At 65.9% G+C, this 20,053-nt stretch carries 22 protein-coding genes; 8 read left to right on the forward strand and 14 right to left on the reverse strand.

What is annotated here, in order from left to right:
- Window positions 1-6 precede the first annotated feature (6 nt).
- Window positions 7-906 (forward strand): methionyl-tRNA formyltransferase, encoded by a 900-nt coding sequence (gene fmt, locus KVX96_RS03860; RefSeq protein ID WP_261192932.1) that lies wholly within the window; start codon window positions 7-9, stop codon window positions 904-906.
- A gap of 123 nt (window positions 907-1,029) precedes the next feature.
- Window positions 1,030-1,269, forward strand: coding sequence for a GlsB/YeaQ/YmgE family stress response membrane protein (locus KVX96_RS03865; protein ID WP_261192933.1), 240 nt, complete (start codon window positions 1,030-1,032; stop codon window positions 1,267-1,269).
- A 1-nt stretch (window position 1,270) separates the two neighbouring features.
- Here the strand turns inward: KVX96_RS03865 and KVX96_RS03870 are convergent, their stop codons facing one another.
- From KVX96_RS03870 to ispH, 6 genes are read right to left on the reverse strand one after another with little or no spacing between them, the layout of a single operon-like run.
- Complete coding sequence (locus tag KVX96_RS03870) at window positions 1,271-1,894, reverse strand: trimeric intracellular cation channel family protein (protein WP_261192934.1); 624 nt, start codon at window positions 1,892-1,894, stop codon at window positions 1,271-1,273.
- Entirely contained in the window at window positions 1,891-2,364 is a 474-nt protein-coding gene (gene rnhA / locus KVX96_RS03875; RefSeq protein ID WP_261192935.1) for a ribonuclease HI, read from the reverse strand. The genes KVX96_RS03870 and rnhA overlap by 4 nt, the downstream gene beginning before the upstream one ends.
- Entirely contained in the window at window positions 2,357-2,944 is a 588-nt protein-coding gene (locus tag KVX96_RS03880) for a class I SAM-dependent DNA methyltransferase (protein WP_261192936.1), read from the reverse strand. Before KVX96_RS03880 ends, rnhA begins: the two co-directional genes overlap by 8 nt.
- A 6-nt stretch (window positions 2,945-2,950) precedes the next feature.
- Window positions 2,951-3,571 carry a LysE family translocator gene (locus KVX96_RS03885; protein WP_261192938.1) on the reverse strand — a complete coding sequence of 207 codons (621 nt, stop codon included), beginning with the start codon at window positions 3,569-3,571 and terminating at the stop codon, window positions 2,951-2,953.
- A 20-nt stretch (window positions 3,572-3,591) separates the two neighbouring features.
- A complete protein-coding gene (locus tag KVX96_RS03890) occupies window positions 3,592-4,044 on the reverse strand; it encodes a DUF3429 domain-containing protein (RefSeq protein WP_261192940.1) in 453 nt (150 codons plus the stop codon).
- On the reverse strand, window positions 4,041-4,991 hold the full coding sequence (ispH, locus tag KVX96_RS03895; protein WP_261192941.1) for a 4-hydroxy-3-methylbut-2-enyl diphosphate reductase: 951 nt from the start codon (window positions 4,989-4,991) through the stop codon (window positions 4,041-4,043). The genes KVX96_RS03890 and ispH overlap by 4 nt, the downstream gene beginning before the upstream one ends.
- A gap of 167 nt (window positions 4,992-5,158) precedes the next feature.
- On the opposite strand from ispH, the gene KVX96_RS03900 reads away from it, so the two are divergent.
- Window positions 5,159-6,370 carry an NAD(P)/FAD-dependent oxidoreductase gene (locus KVX96_RS03900; RefSeq protein WP_261192942.1) on the forward strand — a complete coding sequence of 404 codons (1,212 nt, stop codon included), beginning with the start codon at window positions 5,159-5,161 and terminating at the stop codon, window positions 6,368-6,370.
- Between the two features lie 12 nt (window positions 6,371-6,382).
- On the forward strand, window positions 6,383-7,186 hold the full coding sequence (locus tag KVX96_RS03905) for an alpha/beta hydrolase (protein WP_261192943.1): 804 nt from the start codon (window positions 6,383-6,385) through the stop codon (window positions 7,184-7,186).
- 191 nt (window positions 7,187-7,377) lie between these two features.
- Here KVX96_RS03905 and KVX96_RS03910 read toward each other — a convergent pair whose 3' ends face one another.
- The 3 genes from KVX96_RS03910 to KVX96_RS03920 are packed head-to-tail and all read right to left on the reverse strand — an operon-like array spanning window position 7,378 to window position 9,418.
- The gene (locus tag KVX96_RS03910) at window positions 7,378-8,328 is read right to left on the reverse strand and encodes a P1 family peptidase (protein WP_261192944.1); all 951 of its coding nucleotides are present in this window, start codon (window positions 8,326-8,328) and stop codon (window positions 7,378-7,380) included.
- Complete coding sequence (locus KVX96_RS03915; protein WP_261192945.1) at window positions 8,328-8,678, reverse strand: cupin domain-containing protein; 351 nt, start codon at window positions 8,676-8,678, stop codon at window positions 8,328-8,330. The genes KVX96_RS03910 and KVX96_RS03915 overlap by 1 nt, the downstream gene beginning before the upstream one ends.
- Complete coding sequence (locus KVX96_RS03920; RefSeq protein ID WP_261192946.1) at window positions 8,675-9,418, reverse strand: SDR family oxidoreductase; 744 nt, start codon at window positions 9,416-9,418, stop codon at window positions 8,675-8,677. The genes KVX96_RS03915 and KVX96_RS03920 overlap by 4 nt, the downstream gene beginning before the upstream one ends.
- A 226-nt stretch (window positions 9,419-9,644) precedes the next feature.
- On the opposite strand from KVX96_RS03920, the gene KVX96_RS03925 reads away from it, so the two are divergent.
- The 3 genes from KVX96_RS03925 (at window position 9,645) to KVX96_RS03935 (ending at window position 11,945) form a co-directional block, all read left to right on the forward strand.
- Window positions 9,645-10,856 carry an aminopeptidase P family protein gene (locus tag KVX96_RS03925; RefSeq protein WP_261192947.1) on the forward strand — a complete coding sequence of 404 codons (1,212 nt, stop codon included), beginning with the start codon at window positions 9,645-9,647 and terminating at the stop codon, window positions 10,854-10,856.
- A gap of 155 nt (window positions 10,857-11,011) precedes the next feature.
- A complete protein-coding gene (locus KVX96_RS03930) occupies window positions 11,012-11,275 on the forward strand; it encodes a hypothetical protein (protein WP_261192948.1) in 264 nt (87 codons plus the stop codon).
- Between the two features lie 7 nt (window positions 11,276-11,282).
- Window positions 11,283-11,945, forward strand: a complete 663-nt coding sequence (locus KVX96_RS03935; RefSeq protein ID WP_261192950.1) for a DUF1523 family protein — start codon at window positions 11,283-11,285, stop codon at window positions 11,943-11,945.
- Window positions 11,946-12,023: 78 nt separating this feature from the next.
- On the opposite strand, the gene KVX96_RS03940 is transcribed toward KVX96_RS03935, so the two are convergent.
- The 3 genes from KVX96_RS03940 to deoC are packed head-to-tail and all read right to left on the reverse strand — an operon-like array spanning window position 12,024 to window position 15,678.
- Window positions 12,024-14,372, reverse strand: coding sequence for an aldehyde dehydrogenase family protein (locus KVX96_RS03940; RefSeq protein ID WP_261192951.1), 2,349 nt, complete (start codon window positions 14,370-14,372; stop codon window positions 12,024-12,026).
- Window positions 14,369-14,668, reverse strand: coding sequence for a hypothetical protein (locus KVX96_RS03945; RefSeq protein ID WP_261192952.1), 300 nt, complete (start codon window positions 14,666-14,668; stop codon window positions 14,369-14,371). Before KVX96_RS03945 ends, KVX96_RS03940 begins: the two co-directional genes overlap by 4 nt.
- Before the next feature lie 5 nt (window positions 14,669-14,673).
- Window positions 14,674-15,678 carry a deoxyribose-phosphate aldolase gene (deoC, locus tag KVX96_RS03950; RefSeq protein ID WP_261192953.1) on the reverse strand — a complete coding sequence of 335 codons (1,005 nt, stop codon included), beginning with the start codon at window positions 15,676-15,678 and terminating at the stop codon, window positions 14,674-14,676.
- Between the two features lie 302 nt (window positions 15,679-15,980).
- Between deoC and rpe the strand changes: the two genes are divergently transcribed.
- Window positions 15,981-16,673 (forward strand): ribulose-phosphate 3-epimerase, encoded by a 693-nt coding sequence (gene rpe / locus KVX96_RS03955; RefSeq protein WP_261192954.1) that lies wholly within the window; start codon window positions 15,981-15,983, stop codon window positions 16,671-16,673.
- Window positions 16,674-16,676: 3 nt separating this feature from the next.
- Here the strand turns inward: rpe and KVX96_RS03960 are convergent, their stop codons facing one another.
- Both KVX96_RS03960 and KVX96_RS03965 read right to left on the reverse strand, forming a co-directional pair.
- Window positions 16,677-18,677 (reverse strand): cache domain-containing protein, encoded by a 2,001-nt coding sequence (locus KVX96_RS03960; protein ID WP_261192955.1) that lies wholly within the window; start codon window positions 18,675-18,677, stop codon window positions 16,677-16,679.
- A complete protein-coding gene (locus KVX96_RS03965; RefSeq protein WP_261192956.1) occupies window positions 18,670-20,052 on the reverse strand; it encodes a sigma-54-dependent transcriptional regulator in 1,383 nt (460 codons plus the stop codon). The genes KVX96_RS03960 and KVX96_RS03965 overlap by 8 nt, the downstream gene beginning before the upstream one ends.
- Window position 20,053: the final 1 nt, after the last annotated feature.

Consider the following 20,053-nt stretch of genomic DNA (forward strand, 5'->3'; position numbering starts at 1 on the left):
GCAGGCATGCGCATCATCTTCATGGGAACGCCGGAGTTTTCAGTGCCGGTTCTGGACGCGCTGATCGAAGCCGGGCACGAGATCGCCTGCGTCTATTGCCAGCCGCCGCGCCCGGCGGGCCGCGGCAAGAAGGAGCGCCCCACGCCGGTGCACGCCCGTGCCGAGGCGCTGGGCCTGCCGGTTCGCCACCCGACCTCGCTGCGCAACGAAGCCGCGCAGGCCGATTTCGCCGCGCTTCAGGCCGACATCGCCGTGGTCGTCGCTTATGGTCTGATCCTGCCGCAGGCGGTGCTGGACGCCCCCACCAACGGCTGCCTCAACATCCACGCCTCGCTGCTGCCGCGCTGGCGCGGGGCCGCGCCGATCCACCGCGCGATCCTCGCAGGCGATGCCGAAACCGGCGTCTGCATCATGCAGATGGAGGCCGGGCTCGATACAGGCCCCGTCCTGTTGCGCGCCGCCACGCCCATCGGCCCTGAGGAAACCACCGCCCGCCTGCACGATCGCCTCTCCCTGCTGGGGGCCGAGAAGATCGTCGAGGCCCTCGCCACCCTCCCCACCCTGACGCCTGAGCCGCAGCCCGAGGAGGGCGTGACCTACGCCGAAAAGATCGATAAATCCGAAGCCCGGATCGACTGGTCCGCCCCCGCAGAAGACGTGGACCGCAAGATCCGCGGCCTCTCCCCTTTCCCGGGCGCATGGTGCGAGGCAGGCGGCGAACGCCTGAAACTCACCGAAAGTCGCCTCGCCGAGGGCAACGCCGCGCCCGGCACCCACCTTGGCACCTTTCGCATCGCCTGTGGCTCCGGTGCGGTGCAAATCCTTGCCGCCCAACGCGACGGCAAACGCGCCATGACAACCGAAGACCTCCTGCGCGGCTTCACGCCTCCCGATCGCTTCACATGACGCCATGGGCCTTGAGGGCCTTGATCGGGGCCCCCTACTTTGTTCTATAAATATCTCCGCCGGAGGCATAAAATCTCTGGCGCTCCCTCGCCGCTTGCGCGGCGCAGCCAGTGAAGGCCTGCCATGTCCGTTCTCGTCCTGATCATCGTCGGTGCCGCCGCAGGCTTCCTTGCCACCCGGCTGATGGATGTGGAAACCGACACCGTCACGACCGTCGCCATCGGCGTCATCGGCGCGCTGTTGGGCGGGTTTATCCTGCGGCTATTGGGCTCGCTCTTCGGGATGCTCTCGGGCTTTGTCGGCGCAGTGTTGGGCGCCATGCTCTTGCTGTGGCTCTGGAAACAGTACCAGGCGCGTAAATAGCCTAGTTCCGCGGCGGGCGCGGCTTGTAGAGCGGCAGCCGCCAGCCGAAGGCAATAGAGCCCGCCCGCAAAACAAAAGCTGTGGCGGCGGCGACAAACATCGCCATCCCAAGCGTGCCGCCCAGTGCCAGCATGCCGATCCCGCAGGCCGCACCGGCGAGGCAAGCCGTGGCGTAGATCTCGCCCTGATTGAGCAGCAGCGGCACTTCATTGGCCACCACGTCCCGCATCAGCCCCCCCATGGTGCCGGTGATCATCGTCATCATCGCCACCACGAAAAGCCCATGCCCGTGATCGAGAGCAACGCCGAACCCAACCGAAACGGCGACCGAGAGTGCAACGGCATCAAGCCAGACAATCCACGTCTTGCGGCTTTCGAGCATCGGGGCGGTGAAGTAGATCAGGATGCTCGCGGCCGTGGCAACGCCGACATAGCTTGGCGAGGCAATCCAAAAGACAGCTTCCCGGTTCAGCAAAAGATCCCGGATCGTCCCTCCGCCCACAGCCGTGAGCGTGCCAAGGAAGATGAAACCCACGATATCAAGCTGCGCGCGGCTGGCCACCAGCGCGCCCGTCAGCGCGAAGACGAAAACCGAGGTGTGATCCAGCAGCGCGAAGGCCGTCATTTCCCGGCCTTGCTCTTCTTTGGTTTGTAAGGGGCCATCCCGGCGCGCGCCAGTTCATCGGCGCGTTCGTTTTCCGGGTGGCCGGCGTGGCCCTTGACCCATTTCCACTCCACCGTGTGGCGCTTCACCGCCTCATCCAGCCGCCGCCAGAGATCCTCGTTCTTCACCGGCTTCTTGGTGGAGGTTTTCCAGCCGTTGCGTTTCCAGCCATACATCCACTGGGTGATGCCGCCCTTCACATAGGCGCTGTCGGTCACCACGGTGAGGGTAGAAGGGCGCTCCAGCACCTCCAGCGCGTGGATCGCGGCCAGAAGCTCCATCCGGTTGTTGGTGGTCTCCGCCTCGCCGCCCTTCAGCTCGCGCTCCTTGAGCACGGTTTCGCCTTCGCGCGCGATCAGCAGCGCGCCCCAGCCGCCGGGGCCGGGGTTCCCGGAACAGGCGCCATCGGTATATGCAAACAGTTCAGCCATGGGCGGTCAGTATGACAAAGGGATCGCTTGTGCCAGCCAAACCTGCGGCTTCCCCAAACCGTTTTCCGGCCACCCTGAATCCGGCCTGCGCAAGCAGGTTTTCCAGCTCTTCAACGCTATAGTAGGTGTAGAACCGCCCCAGCCCGTCGCGCCCCTCGCCACTGCCAAGCTTCATGCCCAGATGCAGCAGCCCGCCCGGTTTCAGGGCGCGTTTGATCGCCTGAAGATGGGTGGAAAAGGCGGCGCGCGGGGCGTGGAGCAGGCTGAAATTGGCCCAGATCCCATCGTAGCGATCTATCGCTTCAAGATCGGCAAACGTCGCCACCCGCGCTTCAACCCCGGCCTTTCGGGCCAGCGCCACCATTTCCGGCGCGGCGTCCGTGGCCTCCACGTCAAAGCCCGCGTCCATCATCATCCGCGCCGAATTACCCGGCCCGCAGCCCAGATCCAGCACCCGCGCATGGGCGGGCAGGGCGGCCATGAAGGCGCGCAGATCGGCGTCGGGCTGCCCCCGGCTGACGAGCTGCGCATAGTCAGAAGCCTTGGCCGCGTAGACGGCGAGGGTTTCGGCGTCGGACATGGGGGGCTACAGCCGCTCGGTGGCGAGTTTCAGCCCGAGCCCTGCAAAGGCGGCGGCAAAGGCGCGGCGCATCCAGCGCAGCGCGCGCGGGGAGCGCAGAACGCGGTCCCGCGCGGCGGCTGCAAAGAGGCCATAGGCGATGAACACCGCGAAGGTCATCGCCATGAAAACTGCACCCAGAAGCAGCATTTCTGCCGTGGCCGTGGCGGGGTTGGCCGTCAGGAACTGCGGCAGGAAAGCGAGGAAGAAGATCGAAAGCTTGGGGTTCAGGATGTTGATCAACCCGCCCTTCAGCGCGATCGGCCCCGCGCGCAAGGGGGCTTTCGCGCCCGCGCCTTCCGCATCGAAGCTGCCGCCCTCTTTCAGCGTCTGCCACGCGAGGTAGAGCAGGAAGGCGACTCCGGCGAATTTCACCACCTGAAAGATCAGCGCACTCGTGTGCAGCAGCGCGGCCAGCCCAAGCGTCGCGGCCAGCAGATGCGGCACGATCCCCAGCGTACAGCCGAAGGCGGCGGCCACGGCGGCGCGGCTGCCACGCGCAAGCCCGGTACCGAGCGTGTAGATCACGCCCGTTCCCGGTGCGAGCACAACGATGAAAGCGGTCAGAAGAAACTCGGGGCTGATCATGCAGGGGCCGCCTTCCGCGGTTAGAAACTCACCCCGACATAGAGGCAGAGCAGCACCAGCCCCGTCAACAGGATGCGCAGCCACATCCACCAGCGCGGCGCCAGCGTGCGCCACCAGAACCAGCCGTCAAACAGCAGAAGCACGGTAAAGCCCACCATCAGCGCCACCAGCGGGGCCATCAGGCCTGAACCGACGAGGAAGAAGGCCCAGAGCGCGGGCAGCACCGACAGCACATAGCCCACGGTGGCGATCCGCCCCGCCGTCTGCGCGGCAAAGCCCCAGAGCACGCCGGACATGAAGGCAAGGATCACGATCCCGTAGCTGATCATCACCGAAGTGCCGGAGAAGCGCGCGGGCATCAGATTGCGCAGGGGGCCGGTGAGATCGGGCAGCAGGTGGCTCAGCGCGCCCCAGGCAAAGGGCAGCACGCCCGCGAGGCCAAGGATCAGGGCGGCGCGGGGGATCGTGCTCATGCAGGCACCCGCAGCACGCGCGGCACTTTGAACTCCACGTTCTCCTGTGCGGTTTCCACCATCTCGACCGTCACCTCGTAGCGGGCGCGGAAGGCGTCCACCACCTCGTTCACCAGCACTTCCGGCGCGCTCGCACCGGCGGTGAGCCCGATGGAGCGGATGCCTTCAAGGGCGCGCCAGTCGATGTCGGCGGCGCGTTGGACGAGCTGTGAATACTTGCACCCGGCCGCCGCGCCCACTTCCACCAGCCGCTTGGAGTTGGAGGAGTTCGGCGCGCCGATCACGAGGATCGCGTCGCAGTTCGGGGCCATTTCCTTCACCGCGTGCTGTCGGTTGGTGGTGGCGTAGCAGATGTCTTCCTTGTGGGGGCCGACAATGGCGGGGAAGCGGGCTTTCAGCGCCGCCACCACATTGGCGGTGTCATCGATGGAGAGCGTGGTTTGCGTGATATACGCAAGCTTTTCCGGATCGCGCACCTCAAGCGTGGCCACGTCGCCGGGCTCCTCCACCAAGAGCACCTCGCCTTCGGGCAGCTGCCCCATGGTGCCCACTGTCTCCGGGTGGCCCGCGTGGCCGATCATGATCATCTGCAGCCCGTTCTCATGGTGCCGCTCGGCCTCGATATGGACCTTACTCACCAGCGGGCAGGTGGCATCCACATAGACCATCTCGCGCGCCTCAGCGGCGGCAGGCACCGCCTTGGGCACACCATGGGCCGAGAAGATCACCGGGCGGTCCGGCGGGCATTCGTCGAGCTCTTCCACGAAAACGGCGCCCTGATCGCGCAGCCCGTCCACGACGAATTTGTTGTGCACGATCTCGTGGCGCACATAGACGGGCGCGCCCCATTTCTCCAAGGCCATCTCCACGATCTTGATCGCGCGCACCACACCGGCACAAAAGCCGCGCGGGGCGGCGAGATAGAGGGTCAGGGGGGCTTTGGACATGGTGAGGCCTTCCTCATGCGGTTCGGCCCAAGATGTAGACGCTTTGCGGCCCCGGGCCAAGGGCATGCGGCGCGCGGGGGGCTCGTGGAATGTCGCATCCCGGCTTGCCTGCGCGGGCGGGCTGCGGGATAGATGCCCAAACGGGCATTTGGCGAAAGGGGCGCATCATGGGGCAGATCATCGTTGTGGGGGCCGGGCAGGCCGGGGCATCGCTGGTGGCGAAGCTGCGCGCGCTGGGCTGTGAGGATGCGATCACCCTGATCGGCGAGGAGCCCGTGCCGCCCTACCAGCGCCCGCCGCTCTCCAAGGCCTATCTGCTGGGGGAGATGGCGCGGGAGCGGCTCTACCTGCGGCCCGAGAGCTTCTATGCCGAGCAGGATATTGCCTTGCGCATGGGCACGGGCGTTGCCGCAATCGCCCCTGAGGCCGGCAATGTGACCCTGACCACAGGCGAGGTGCTGCCCTTCGATCAACTGGCGCTTACCACCGGCTCTAGCCCCATCCGGCTGCCTGCCGCGATCGGCGGCGATCTGGGCGGCGTTTACACCGTGCGCGGACTGGCGGATGTGGACGCAATGGCGGAGGAGTTTTCCGAAGGCCGCCGCGTTCTGATCGTGGGGGGCGGCTACATCGGGCTGGAGGCCGCCGCCGTGGCTGCGAAGAAGGGCCTGCAGGTGACGCTCGTTGAAATGGCCCCGCGCATCCTGCAGCGCGTCGCCGCGCCGGAGACGGCGGATTTCTTCCGCGCCCTGCACCAAAGCCACAGCGTGGATCTGCGCGAAGGCGTCGGCCTTGCGCGGCTCACCGGCGAGGGCCGCGTTTCGGCGGCGGAGCTTTCCGATGGCACCACGCTCGCGGTGGATTTCGTCATCGTCGGCATCGGCATCCGCCCCAATGTGGCTTTGGCCGAAGCCGCCGGGCTTGCGATCGAGAACGGGATCCGCACCGATGAAACGGGCCGCACCTCCGCTCCCAATATCTGGGCGGCTGGCGATTGTGCGTCCTTTCCGTTCCGGGGGCAGCGCATCCGGCTGGAGAGCGTGCCCAATGCCATCGATCAGGCCGAAGTTGTGGCGGCCAACATGCTGGGCGCGGCGCTGGCCTACGAGGCCAAGCCGTGGTTCTGGTCCGATCAGTATGACGTGAAGCTGCAGATCACCGGGCTGAATACGGGCTATGATCGCGTGATCCGGCGCGCTGGTGCCAAGGAAGGCACGGGCTCGCATTGGTATTACGCGGGTGCGCAGCTTCTGAGCGTGGACGCCATGTCGGACCCGCGCGCCTATATGGTGGCGAAGAAGGTGCTGGATGCGGGGGGCAATATCCCGCCGGAGGCCGCTGCCGATCCGGATGCCGATCTGAAAAGCTATATGCGCTGAAGGAGGCCCGAGATGAGCCAGTCTGCTGCCGATATCGCCTATGCCAACGCCGATTTCATCCCCGATGCCGCCGCCTATCCGCTCCGCTGGGAGGAAGCCGCGCGCAACTGGCGCGAGGTGGAACATGCCGTGGGCCGGGCACAGCTGAACCTGCCCTATGGCGAAGGCGCGCGGCAGCGTTTCGATCTGTTCTTCCCCGCCGGACGGCCCGAGGGGCTGATGGTGTTCGTGCATGGCGGCTACTGGCGGCGGTTTGACAACAAGCTGTGGTCCCACTTCGCCGCCGGTGCGCAGGCGGCGGGCTGGGCTGTGGTGATGCCGAGCTACACGCTCGCGCCCGAGGCGCGGATTTCTGAGATCACGCAAGAGGTGCGCCGCGCCGTGGAAGCCGCCGCCACGCGGGTGCGGGGGCCGATCGTGCTTACAGGGCATTCCGCCGGAGGTCACCTCGTGGCGCGGATGCTGTGCCCGGATGTGGGGCTGGATGCTGAGGTGGCGGCGCGGCTGCAGAAGGTTGTGCCAATTTCGCCGCTCTCCGATCTCGCCCCGCTGATGGAAACGTCGATGAATGCCGATCTGCGGATCGACGCGGCAGAGGCGGTGTCTGAAAGCCCGATCCGCCATACGCCTTTGGCTTGCCCTGCCACTGTCTGGGTTGGCGCGGAAGAGCGTCCGGCCTTTCTGGATCAGGCGCGCTGGCTCACCGAGGCCTGGGAGGGCGCAGAGCTGCAGATCGATCGGGGGCGGCATCATTTCGATGTGATCGACGGGTTGGAAGAGGCCGAGAGCCCGTTGATGAAAGTGCTTTTGGGCTAGGCACGCCGGCAAACAAGGGAAATTTGACTTGTTTTATTGCCTGGCGGCACGCCGGGCAGCCCCCGTCCGCCCCGTCACGCCTCAGGCGTGCAGTTTACCTGTTGCGGGGGCTTCTCCCCCGCCCACGGCCGGGGGCTGCCCTATGGAAGGGGCGCAAGCGGTTGTTTCAATTATGGATTTAAACCATCCGCTCAGTTGGCCTCATACACCCCGCGCGCAATCGCCCGGGCCATGCAGAGCGCGGCGGCGTGGCCCAGCAGGATGGGATCCGCGACGGGATCGGCGAGCGGCCGCACCCCGGTGCTCACCCCGAAGATCAGATCGCCGTCAAAGGGCGTGTGCGACGGGTAGAGCGCGCGGGCGTAGCCGTCATGGGCGGCCGTGGCCATGCGCTGGGCCCCGGCCTGCGTGAGCGTGGCGTCGGTGGCGACAATGCCGATGGTGGTGTTCTCTCCCGGCCCGCCTTTCAGGCGCGGGGAGGCGAGCGGGTCAAACGCCCCGGCGGGGGCTGGCCCCAGCCCGCCGAACTCTCCGTCCAGCTCGAACGGCGCGGCCCAAAAGTGCTGGCTCTCACCCACCGTGGGGCTTCCCAGCGCGTTCACCGCCACGAGGGCCCCCACGGTTTGCCCACCCGGCAGCACGAGCGAGGCCGAGCCCAGCCCGCCCCGGCCAGTGGCCGTTGTGGCGCCAATTCCCGCGCCGGACGCGCCGAGCGCGAAGTCTTCCGCTGAGGCGTCCAGCGCCGCTTTTCCAAGGCTCTTGTAGGGGTTCTCTGCCCATTCCTTCTGCCCGCCGTTGAGCAGATCAAACAAGATCGCCGCCGGGACAATAGGCACCTTTTGCCCACCCACATCAAAGCCCCGGCCCGCAGCGCGCAAGCCATCGGCCACGCCCGAGGCCGCATCCAGCCCGAAGGCCGAGCCGCCGGAAAGCACCAGCGCATCGACCTGCTGCACTGTCTTGTCGGGCGCAAGCAGATCTGTTTCCCGCGTGCCGGGCGCACCGCCCATGACGTGGACCGCCGCCGTGAAGGGTGCATCCCCCACGAGCACAGTGCTGCCCGTCAGAACGCGCGCGTCTTCGGCATTGCCGACGCGCAGGCCGGCCACATCGGTGATCAGGTTGCGGGGGCCTTTGCGCATCAGATTGTGGGCTTGTGCACAGCGGTTGCGGGATCGCCGGTGTTGGGCGTGCCAGCGGGTTCGATCAACATCACCTTGGCTTCCGCAACAGAGCGCGGGCGGTGGCGCACACCGGCGGGTACCACGAACAGCTCACCGGGGCCGAGCACATGGGTTTCGTTGCCTACGTCCAGCAGCACCTCGCCTTCGAGCACGAGGAAAAGATCGTCCGTATCCGGGTGATCGTGGTAGGGAAACTCCCCCTGAAACTTCGCCACCATCACGTCATTGCCGTTGTAACTGGCCACGATATGGGGCGACCAAGGCGCGCTGATCTGCGCCAGCTTCTCAGCCAGATTCACCTTCTTCATATGCAGCGGCCTCCATCCACTTCCAACGCGACACCGGTGATCATAGCGGCCTCCTCCGAGCAAAGGAAACAGGCGGCATTGCCCAGATCCTCGGGCTGCGAGAAGCGCCCGAGCGGGATGGTGGAGAGGAATTTGGCGCGCATTTCCGGCGTGTCTTCGCCAAGGAAAGAGGCCAGAAGCGGCGTTTCCCCGGCCACGGGGTTGAGCGCGTTGACGCGGATGCCTACGGGCGCAAGCTCCACAGCCATGGTGCGGGTGGCGGTGATCATCCAGCCCTTGGAGGCGTTGTACCAGTTCAGGAGCGGGCGCGGCGAAACACCGGCCGTAGAGGCGATGTTGAGGATCGCCCCGGCACCATGGGCCTTCATATGCGGCACGATATGGCGGGCGGTGAGGTAGACGGATTTGGCGTTCACCGCGAGCACTCGGTCGAACTCCTCCTCCCAGACATCCTCCAGCGGCATGGGCGGATGGGTGATGCCTGCGTTGTTCACGAGAATGTCGAGCTGGCCGAAGGTATCGAAGGCGGCCCTTGCCATGCGCTCCACGCTGACATTGAGCGACACATCGACGTGCTGGGCGATCCCGCCCACCGCTTCGGCCACGCTGCGCGCGGCCTCGATGTTGATGTCGGCCACCATAACCCGCGCGCCCTCGGCGGCGAACTTGCGCGCGATCCCGGCGCCAAAGCCCGAGCCCGCGCCCGTCACGATGGCTGTTTTTCCGTGCAAACGTCCCATGTGTGCCTCCCTTTGGGAAAGTGTTTCACAGGGGCGGACGTGGGCAAAGGCTTTTGCCTTGCCAAATCTGCGCGATTTTCGGAAAGCTTGGCCTTGAGCATCGGCGATGGCGTCGCCGGGGCGCAGCCTGCGCTGCTTGGCCCTCACCGGCCTGCCGTCCTGAACGCCGGGATCTTTCGAGGGGCCCGTGATGCGTTGCGTGGCCCCGCCTGAAAAGGGGTCTCAGATGACACTCGACCGCCCTGAATTCTACCGCTTCCACAATGGTGAGAAAGCGCCTCTACCATTCGCGACAGAGGAATATGAGACCCGGCTCGCCGGCCTGCGCGCCATCATGGCGGAGGCAGGGCTTTCGGCCTGCGTGCTCACCTCGATGCACAACATCGCCTATTACTCGGGCTTCCTCTATTGCGCCTTCGGGCGGCCCTATGCCTGCGTGGTGACGCCGGAGACCAGCGTGACGATCTCTGCCGGGATTGACGCGGGCCAGCCTTGGCGGCGCTGCCATGGCGACAACATCACCTACACCGACTGGCAGCGCGACAACTACTGGCGCGCGATCCGCTCGGTGACGGGAGAGGGCGGCGCGATCGGCTATGAGGGAGATCACCTGACGCTCTTGCAGGCCGAGAAGCTCGCGGCCTTCCTGAAGCCCGCCCGCAAGGCCGATATCGCCCCGGCCACGATGCGCCAGCGAATGCATAAATCCCCCGCCGAAATCGCCCTGATCCGGGCCGGGGCCGCCGTGGCCGATGTGGGCGGCTTTGCCATCCGCGACGCGGTGGCCGTGGGTAAGCGCGAGATCGACGTGGCCATGGCCGGGCGGGACGCGATGGAAGCCGAGATCGCGGCGCGGTTTCCCGACGCGGAATACCGCGACACCTGGGTCTGGTTCCAGTCTGGGCTGAACACCGACGGCGCGCACAACCCGGTGACCGGGCGTGTGTTGGAGCGCGGTGACATCCTGAGCCTGAACACGTTTCCGATGATCTCGGGATATTATACCGCGCTGGAACGCACGCTTTTCGTGGCGGAGGTGGACGCGGCGAGCCTTGCCTATTGGGAGGCCAATGTGGGCGCGCATGAACTGGGCATCTCGCTGATCCGCCCCGGTGTGAGCTGTGCCGAGATCACCGCTGGCGTAAACGCCTTCTTTGCCGAACGCGACCTGCTGCAGTATCGCTCCTTCGGTTATGGCCATTCCTTCGGGGTGCTGAGCCATTACTACGGGCGCGAAGCGGGGTTGGAACTGCGCGAGGACATCGACACGGTGCTGGAGCCGGGGATGGTGATCTCGATGGAGCCGATGATCACGATTCCAGACGGTGCGCCGGGGGCCGGGGGCTACCGGGAGCACGACATTCTGGTGGTCACCGAGGACGGTGCGGAGAACATCACGAAATACCCTTATGGCCCGGCGTTTAACGTGGTCGGCTAGGGGCTGCCCCTGTGCGGGGCAGCGGGGGAGGGGGGCTCTGCCCCCCGTCCCTTTCGGGACTCCCCCCGGGATATTTCCAGTCAGAAGAGTGGGACGGCAGGCTTTGAATGCCGTGTGTTCTGCCTCTACATAGAAGGGGAAGAAGGAGGGCCGGGATGGCTTTGGTGCGTTTGGTTGTCGTGGGGTTCATCGTTTTGACGGTGGTCTATGTCTGCCTTTCGCTCTATTCCCGCTCCGTGCGGCGCGAGAAGCTAGAGCGGGAGTTCGACGAGGAGATCCGGGAGGGCGACCGCGATGGGTTTGTGCGCGAAGGGCTGCGGGACTATGACCAATCGTTGCGCCGCAAGCTGATCCTTGGTGTCTACGTTGTGCCGATGCTGGCGATAGCAGCGACCGTTTATGTTGTGAATTTCATGTGAGGGAAGAATGCGTTACGTCAAATGGGGCCTGATCGGCACGGTGCTTCTGAGCCTGTTTGCCTTCCTGCATTACACGCTGCCGCGGACCGATATCGTCATCGTGACGGGGGTGGATATCAAGCTGGAGCAGGTGTCGCCGAACTCGATCTTCTGGGCCAATTCGGAAACTGGCACGGTGACGGCGGATGGCAAGGTGCAGCGCGATGTGCGTTTCATCAACACCACCAAGGCCAATGGCAAGCCGCGGGTGTTTCGCAACGAGGACACCGGCTGGGGCTGGCCGCCGTACTTCAAGCTCGACTCCTCCAACCTGCACACCGAGGCGCAGGGGTTGATCTCCAACCGCGACAACCCGCAATGGGTGGCGATGCGTGCCTATGGCTGGCGCAGCGAGTTCCTGTCGATTTACCCCAACGCGGTGAGTGTGCGCCCTGTCGAGGGGCCGGATGTGCGGATCATCCCCTGGATCAACATCGTGATCCTGACGCTGCTGGCGGCGTTTGCCTTCTGGCTCTGGCGGGTCTGGGTGCGCTTCAAGGAGCGGCGGATCGACCCGGTTCTGGAGGATGCCGCGGTGGCGCTGGATGAGCTTGACGATCGGGCCGATGCGGCGGCTGACAAGGCCAAGGGGTTTTTTGGCAGGATGGCCGCGCCGTTTCGCCGGAAGTAAAGCGGGGGCGCTGCTCCCGCACCCCCGAGGTATTTGTGGAACAAAGTGAAAGGGCGCCGGGTGAGGGCGCCTTTTTCGTTATTCGCCGTAGGGCACCCAGATGTTTTTCACCTCGGTTGCGGCTTCGAGGAAGCGGCGGCCTTCGGCTTCGGCCGCGAACCAGTCGGTGGCCTGGTCGTTGCAGACCCAGGTGCGCTTGAGATTGCCAGCAGAGGCTTTCTCGACCAAGGCCGAGAGCCCTGGCGAGAAGGCCCAGAGGGCGTCGACGTCCATATGGGCGGCGAGTGCCGGGGCCGTATCGCCGTGGGGGCCGGTGAGGATGTTCACCACGCCTGCCGGCACGTCGGAGGTTTCCAGCACCTGATAGAAATCGGTGGCGGCGAGCGGGTAGGGGTGGCTGGCGGCGAGCACCACGCGGTTGCCCATGGCGATGGCCGGGGCCATCAGCGAGACGAGGCCCAGAAGCGGGGCCTCATCGGGGCAGAGCGCGCCGATCACGCCGATGGGTTCCTTCATCGCCAATGCGACGCCCCGGATCGGCACGCCATGCGCTGCGCCGTCGTATTTGTCGGCCCAGGCGGCATAGGTAAAGAGGCGGCTGATGGCGGTCTCCACTTCCTTCGCGCCCTGTTTGCCGCCGGTCATCGCGTCGATCCGTGCGGCGAATTCTTCCGCGCGGGCCGAGAGGTTCTCGCCAATGTAATAAAGGATCTGGGCGCGCAGGTGGCCGGTGGTTTTGGCCCAGCCTTTTGCGGCCTGAGCGGCTTCCACGGCGTTGCGGACGTCTTTGCGATTGGCGATGCCGACATGGCCCAGAAGCTTGCCCTTGGGGGACCAGACGGCTTGCGCGTAGCCGCCGTCGGGGCGGGCCTGCTTGCCACCGATGTAGAATTTCGCGGTGCGGTCCAGCCCTTCGGCTTCGGGCTTTTTCGGCGCCGGGGTGGGGGCAATGGGGCTGAGCGCTTTGGCTTTGCCGGCGGGCTTGGTGTAGGCCGACAGCCCCTCCCAGCCGCCTTCGCGCCCGTAGCCGCTTTCGCGGACGCCGCCGAAACCGGCGGCCGCGTCGAACATGTTGGTGCCATTGACCCAGACGACGCCCGCGACGAGCTTGGGGGCAATATCCAGCGCGAGGTTGATGTTTTCCGTCCAGAGCGTGGCGGCGAGGCCGTAGCGGGTGTTGTTGGCGATGGCCACGGCCTCTTCGGGCGTGCGGAAGGTGGTGGAGGCCAGAACGGGGCCGAAGATTTCCTCCTGCATCAGCGGGCTGGCCGGGTGCAGGCCTGTGATCAGCGTGGGCGGGTAGAAGCAGCCGTTTTCCGGCACCGGGCCGGGCTGGAAGATCTCGCCCTCATGGGCGTTTTCGCTCACGAGGCGGGTGATGGTTTGCAGTTGTACCGGATCGACGATGGCGCCGACGTCGATGCATTTGTCCAGCGGATCGCCAAGGCGCAGGCCTTCCATGCGGGCCTTGAGCTTGTCGTAAAACCGCTCGGCGATGCCTTCCTGTACCAGCAGCCGCGAGCCCGCGCAGCAGACCTGGCCCTGGTTGAACCAGATCGCATCGACGAGCCCCTCCACGGCGCTGTCCAGATCGGCGTCGTCAAAGACGATGTAGGGGGATTTGCCGCCCAGTTCGAGTGTGAGCGCCTTGCCGGATCCTGCGGTGGCTTCTCGGATGCGGCGGCCCACGTCTGTGGAGCCGGTGAAGGCGATTTTGTCGATGTCGTCGTGGGCAACGATGGCCTCGCCGGTGCGCCCGTCGCCGGTGACGATGTTGACGACGCCCTTGGGAAGGCCCGCCTCCTGACAGATCTGCGCGAAGAGCAGTGCTGTGAGCGAGGTGTATTCGGCCGGTTTCAGCACCACGGTGTTGCCCATGGCCAGCGCCGGGGCGATCTTCCACGCGAGCATCAGCAGCGGGAAGTTCCACGGGATGATCTGGCCGCAGACACCAAGCGCCTCGCGGCCCGGAAGCTCGGCCTCCATCAACTGAGCCATGCCCGCGTGATAGTAGAAGTGGCGCGCGACGAGGGGGATGTCGATGTCGCGGCTTTCGCGGATGGGTTTGCCGTTGTCCAGCGTCTCCAGCACCGCGAAAAGGCGGCTGTGCTTCTGCACGAGGCGGGCGAGCGCGTAGAGGTATTTGGCGCGGGCATGACCGGGGAGAGCGGCCCATTTGGCTTGCGCGCGGCGGGCGGCTTTCACCGCTGTATCCACGTCCTGCGCGCTGCCTTGCGTGAGAAGGGCGAGCGTATTGCCATTGGCCGGGTTGCGGCTTTCGAAGGTTTCGGCGCCGGGGGCTGTGAAGCTTCCGTCGATGAAATGGCCGAAGCTGTCGCCCGCGTCCACGAGCCAGGCGAGCGCTTCGGCGGCGCTTTCGGGGGCGGGGCCGTAATCCATGGTTTCGAAGATCTCTTTGACGGTCATTGGATGTGCTCTCTCAGGACGAGGAAGATGACGAACAGGAGCCAGAGGCCCGCGAGCCCCCAGAGGGCGCGCTGCACGCGGGCGGTGCGCTGGTGCAGGCGGGCGTAGGCGGCAAGCTCGGGCGTTTGTGCGATGTGCTCGGGCGGCAGGTAGTCGGGCTCCGGGCCAAGCTGGCGCTGCAGCAGGGTGGGCAGATCCCGCACCGCGCGTTTGAGCTTGCGCCGACGCCATGTCTGCGCGCCGAGCCAGATCGCGGCGGCGAGGCCGAAGAGCAGCATATAGGGGTTCTGCTGCATCCCGATCACGCCATCGGGTGGCGGTAGCCGGCGGAATAGGCGCCGGTGACGTGGTGTTCGAGCTGGCGCTCGATGTCGCCCAGCAGGGAGGAGGCCCCGAAGCGGAACAGATCGGGCTGCAGCCAGCGATCGCCCAGCTCGTCCTTGATGAGGGCGAGGTAGGTGAGCGCGTCCTTGGCCTTGGAGATGCCGCCGGCGGGTTTGTAGCCGACGCGGTAGCCGGTGCGGGCGTGATACTCGCGGATGGCGCGGATCATCACGAGGCTGACGGGCAGCGTGGCGTTCACGCCTTCCTTGCCGGTGGAGGTCTTGATGAAATCCGCGCCTGCCATCATGCAGACATAGGAGGCGCGGGCGACGTTGCGCAGGGTGCCAAGCTCGCCGGTGGCGAGGATGGCTTTCACATGGGCCTCGCCGCAGGCCGCGCGCATCTCGGCCATCTCATCGTAGAGCGCCTGCCAGTTGCCCTGCAGCACGTGGCGGCGGGTGATGACGATATCGATCTCTTTGGCCCCGGCTTTCACGCTCTCGCCGATCTCGGCAATGCGCAGCGGGAAGGGGGACAGCCCGGCCGGGAAGCCGGTGGAGACGGCGGCGACGGGGATGGTGGTGCCTTTCAGTGCCTCGACGGCGGTTTCCACCATGTCGTGGTAGACGCAGACGGCCCCGGTGTGGATCGGCCCCATGCCGAGGGCCTTGAGGATGTCAGGGCGGACGGGCTGGCGGGCCTTGGCGCAGAGGCGGCGCACGCGGCCTTCGGTATCGTCACCGGCGAGCGTGGTGAGATCGATCAGGGTGATCGCCTTCAGGAGCCAGGCGGCCTGGTACTCTTTCTTCACCGAGCGGCGACCCGGCAGCGTGGCGGCGCGGCGTTCGATGGCGGAGGTATTGGCCTGCAGGCCGCGGATCCAGTCCAGATCCAGCGCCATGCCAGGGTTGCGCGGCTCATGGAGCTGCGGCAGCTGGGCGGTGCCGGTGCGTGTATCTGCGCTCTGTGTCTCTGATGTCATCGTCTCTGTCTGCACGGCTGAGCCTCCCGCTCGTCGAATGTCAAACCGTCTCACGGCTCTTCGGCTATTTCAAGTTTGGCCTATTGCAAGTTTGACCATTTGGTCAAGTCTGCCGCGGCGTGCCTGTTTGGGCGGGCAATCCAGTGGACGCGCCTTGCAGGCGCGGAAGGATCTCTCGCCCCTCCGCTGGCGCGGGGGGGCTCGGGGGCCTGCGGCGCGGATATTTTCCGCCAAGCTGAAGGGCTGTGGTTTGCCTTTTTCGCGGGATTCGGATTAGGAGGGGGCAAGCAAGGAGAGCTGCCATGAGTTTCAATCGTTCGATCAAGATCGCGCCCTCGATCCTGTCTGCCGATTTCGCCAATTTCGGAGCCGAGTGCGCCGCCATCGAGGCGCAGGGGTGTGACTGGGTGCATGTGGATGTGATGGACGGGCATTTCGTGCCCAACCTCACTTTCGGGCCCGCCACCTGCAAGGCGATCCGCCCGCATATCAAGACGGTGATGGATGTGCATCTGATGATCGCACCCGTCGATCCCTACATCGAGGCCTTCGCTGAGGCCGGGGCCGATGTGATCACCGCCCATGTGGAAGCCGGCCCGCATATCCACCGCACGCTGCAGGCCATTCGTGGCGCAGGGGCGAAGGCCGGTGTGGCGCTGAACCCCGGCACGCCGGTGGAGACGGTCGATTACCTGCTGGACATGGTGGATCTGGTCTGCGTGATGACGGTGAACCCCGGGTTTGGCGGGCAGAAGTTCATCCATTCGCAGGTGGAAAAGGTGCGCAAACTGCGCAATATGATCGGGGATCGCCCGATCCATATCGAGATCGACGGCGGGGTGACACCGGAAACCGCGCCTCTGGTGGCTGAAGCTGGCGCCGATGTGCTAGTGGCCGGCTCTGCCGTGTTCAAGGGCGGCTCGGTGGCGGAACCTGCCGCTTACGGCGAGAACATCCGGGCCATCCGTGCGGCGGCAGAAGCCGCGCGGGGCTGAGGCCTAGCTGTCAGCGGGCGGCTCCTGGCCCGCGGGCAGCCAGATCGTGAAGCTTGTTCCCGTGCCGGGCGTGCTGGCCACAGCGATACGCCCACCGGCACGGGTGATGAGATCGCGGCTGATCGAAAGTCCGAGGCCTGTGCCCTCACTGCGCTTGGTGGTGAAAAACGGGTCAAACACCCGCTCTGCCACCTCCGGTGCCATGCCCGCGCCAGTATCTGTCACGGTGATCTGCACGCCGGGCGTGCCCCCCTCTGCTTGGTCGCGGGTGCCTAGCGCCAGTTGACCGCCCTCGGGCATGGCATGGATGGCATTGACGATCAGGTTGATCAGCACCTGCTGCAGCTCGGTGCGGTTCATGGCGACAGGTTCCGTGGCTGCCATGTCCAGATCGACTGCGATCGCCACCCGGTGCATGAGGTGCTGCACCAGCGGCAGGCAATCGCGGATCACCGCTTCGGGCGGGTGGCTGTCGATCACGCCTGCGTATTCCTCTGGGCGGGCGAATTGCAGCAGCTTGCCGACGAGCACGTTGATCGAATGTACCTGCTCGTAGATCAGGGAAAATTCGGTTTCCACGTCCAGATCGGCCGCGCCGATTTCCTCGCGGATCACGTCGAGGTTGCCTTGAATCACCGCCACCGGGTTGTTGATCTCATGGGCGATGCCGGCGGTGATTTCGCCGATGGCGGCGAGCTTCTCGCTCACCACGAGCTGTTTGGTAGTGGCTTCCAGCCGCTGGTTGGCCTCTTCCAGCGCGCGGGTGCGTTCGGCGACGCGATCGTTCAGGCGGCGGTCGCGTTCCTGGATCTGCTCCAGCAGATCGTCGAAAGCCCCGGCGACGCGGCCGATTTCATCGGCTGTCTGCGGCGCGCCGGTGCGCGCGCCCAGGTCGCCGCCTTCGACGCGGGCGATGGTGTGGGTCATGCGCTCCAGCGGTTTGAAGATGCTGCGCGCCCACCGCAGGAAGATCGGCACCGAAAGCGCCACCACCAGCAGGAAGGCCGCCGTGATGATCAGCAGCGTCTGGCGTTTGGCGGCCTGAAAGGGGGTGTCCAGAAAGCCGACGTAGAGCATGCCGATGCGGGTGCCGAAACTGTCTTCGATGGGCTGGTAGGCGGAGATGTACCAGTCGTTCACCACGAAGGCGCGGTCGAGCCATGTTTGCCCCTCGCCCAGCACCGCTTGCCGCACCACGGCGGAGACGCGGGTGCCGAGCGCGCGCACATCGGCGAAGAGGCGCACGTTGGTGGAGACGCGTACGTCCTCCAGAAACAGCGTGGCGGTGCCTTGTGAGCCCTCGGTGAGGCTTTCGGCCGGGTAGACGAGATCGTTGATGGTGTCGATGAAGGCGAGGTTGCGGTTCAGCAGCACGCCGCCCACGAGCGCGCTGCCGTCTGCGGCGGGCGCGGCCACATGCATCACCATGCCCCGGCTTTCCTCGGTTCGTTCGGTGGGCACGGCGGCCTCGGTGGGCACCAGATCGAGCCGGGCCTGTGCGGCCAGCGCGGGGGAGATGGCGGCGAGGTCTGCGCCGGAGAACAGATCGATGGCGGCGGATTGGGAGCCAGCGCGCGCGGCCTGCACCACGGGCCATTTGCCGGGGGCATTGAGGCTGGCGGAGGCGGGGCTTATGAGGGGCGGCGCCTCTGCGGGGAGGAGGTAGAGGAAATCGAGGCCGAGGGCGGTGCGGCGGGCTTCCAGCAGGGCTTTGATGCGGGCGGGATCCCCTGACGCGCGTGCCTCGGCCAAGGCGGCGCTTTCGGAGAGCGCGCGGACTTCGGCGCTGCGGGCCTCCAGCAGGCTGCTCATATATTGGCGCGCAATGGTCAGCTCGCCGTTCACCTTGGCGATCAGCAGCCTGTCGAAGCGGTCGGCCCAGTTGTAGAGCGTGATGCCGATGAACAGCGGCATGACGACGAGCATCGGCAGAAGCGCGATGGCCAGAAGCCGGACGCGGACGGAGCGGAACCGGCTCAGGCCGCGCCGCCGGGCCTCAGACATTCCACATGGCGCATTTGCGGTCCACCGTCTTGCGTGAGACGCCAAGCCTGCGCGCGGCCTCGGCGCGGTTGCCGCCGCAGGCTTCGAGCACCGCGAGGATGTGGCGACGCTCGACCACATGGAGGGATTCCGACGGCGCGTCGGTATCGCTTTCCTGTTGTCCGGCGAACTCGGGCGGAAACTCACCAAGGATCAGCGAGCGTTCAATCAGGTTGCGCAACTCGCGCACATTGCCGGGCCAATCATAGCGCGAGAGGTTCACCAGCACGTCTTCGGTGAGCGTGAGCGGCAGCACCCCCAGATCGCGGGAGATCTTCTGCATGAACATCAGCGCCAGCTCCTGCACATCGCCGATGCGATCCTTCAGGCGCGGCATGGTGATGGTGAGCACGTTGATGCGGTGGTACAGATCGGCCCGAAAGCGCCCGGCCTCTACAGCGGCTGGAAGATCAGCGTTGGTGGCGAAGACAAAGCGCACGTCGAGCGGGATTTCCCGCGTCGCCCCGGCGGGGCGGATGCGCTTTTCTTCGATCACGCGCAGCAACGTGGCCTGCACGGGCAGGGGCAGCTCGGCGATTTCGTCCAGAAAAAGCGTGCCGCCGTTGGCATAGGCAAAGAGCCCGTCCTTGCGCTCAGGCCGTGGCGCGCTGCCATCGGGCACATGGCCGAAGAGTTCGGTTTCGATGCGGTCCGGTGAGATGGCGGCGCAGTTCACCGGCACGAAGGGTTTGGCGGCGCGGTCCGATATGGCGTGCAGCGTGCGGGCGGCGATTTCCTTGCCGGTGCCGCTGGCCCCGGTAAACAGCACGCTGGTGGGCAAAGGCGCGGCGCGTTCCAGTGTGTTGCGGATCTCACGGATGCTGTCGGAGCTGCCCAGAAGCCGGCCACGCTCGCCGGCGGCATCGCTGGCCAACTCGTGCTTCAGCAGGTAGTTCTCGCGCCGCAGCTGCATACGATCGAGGCAGCGGGCCACGGCGTTCAGAATCTGGTTGGAACGGAAGGGCTTGAGCACGAAATCCACCGCACCCGCGCGCAGGGCCTGAATGGCGGTTTCCAGATCGGCGAAGGCGGTGATCAGGATCGCATCGGCGTAAAAGCCCACTTCGCGCTGCTCGCGCAGCCAGTCGAGCCCGGTCTTGCCGGGCATCACGTTATCAAGGATCACGATGTCGAAATGGACCTGATCCATCAGCTTCGCGGCCTGATCGGTGTTGGCGGCCTGTTCCACCCGCAGGCAGCGGGGCTTGAGGATCTTCACGAGAAAATTGCGCATCCCCGGCTCGTCGTCGATCACGAGGATCGACGCGCCGGAGAGGGCGAACTCCTGCCCGTCGGATTTCTGCGGGCGGGAGAGGGGCGTTTGGATTTGGCTCATC

The organism is Pseudoruegeria sp. SHC-113, from assembly GCF_025376885.1.
GTDB lineage: Bacteria > Pseudomonadota > Alphaproteobacteria > Rhodobacterales > Rhodobacteraceae > Pseudoruegeria.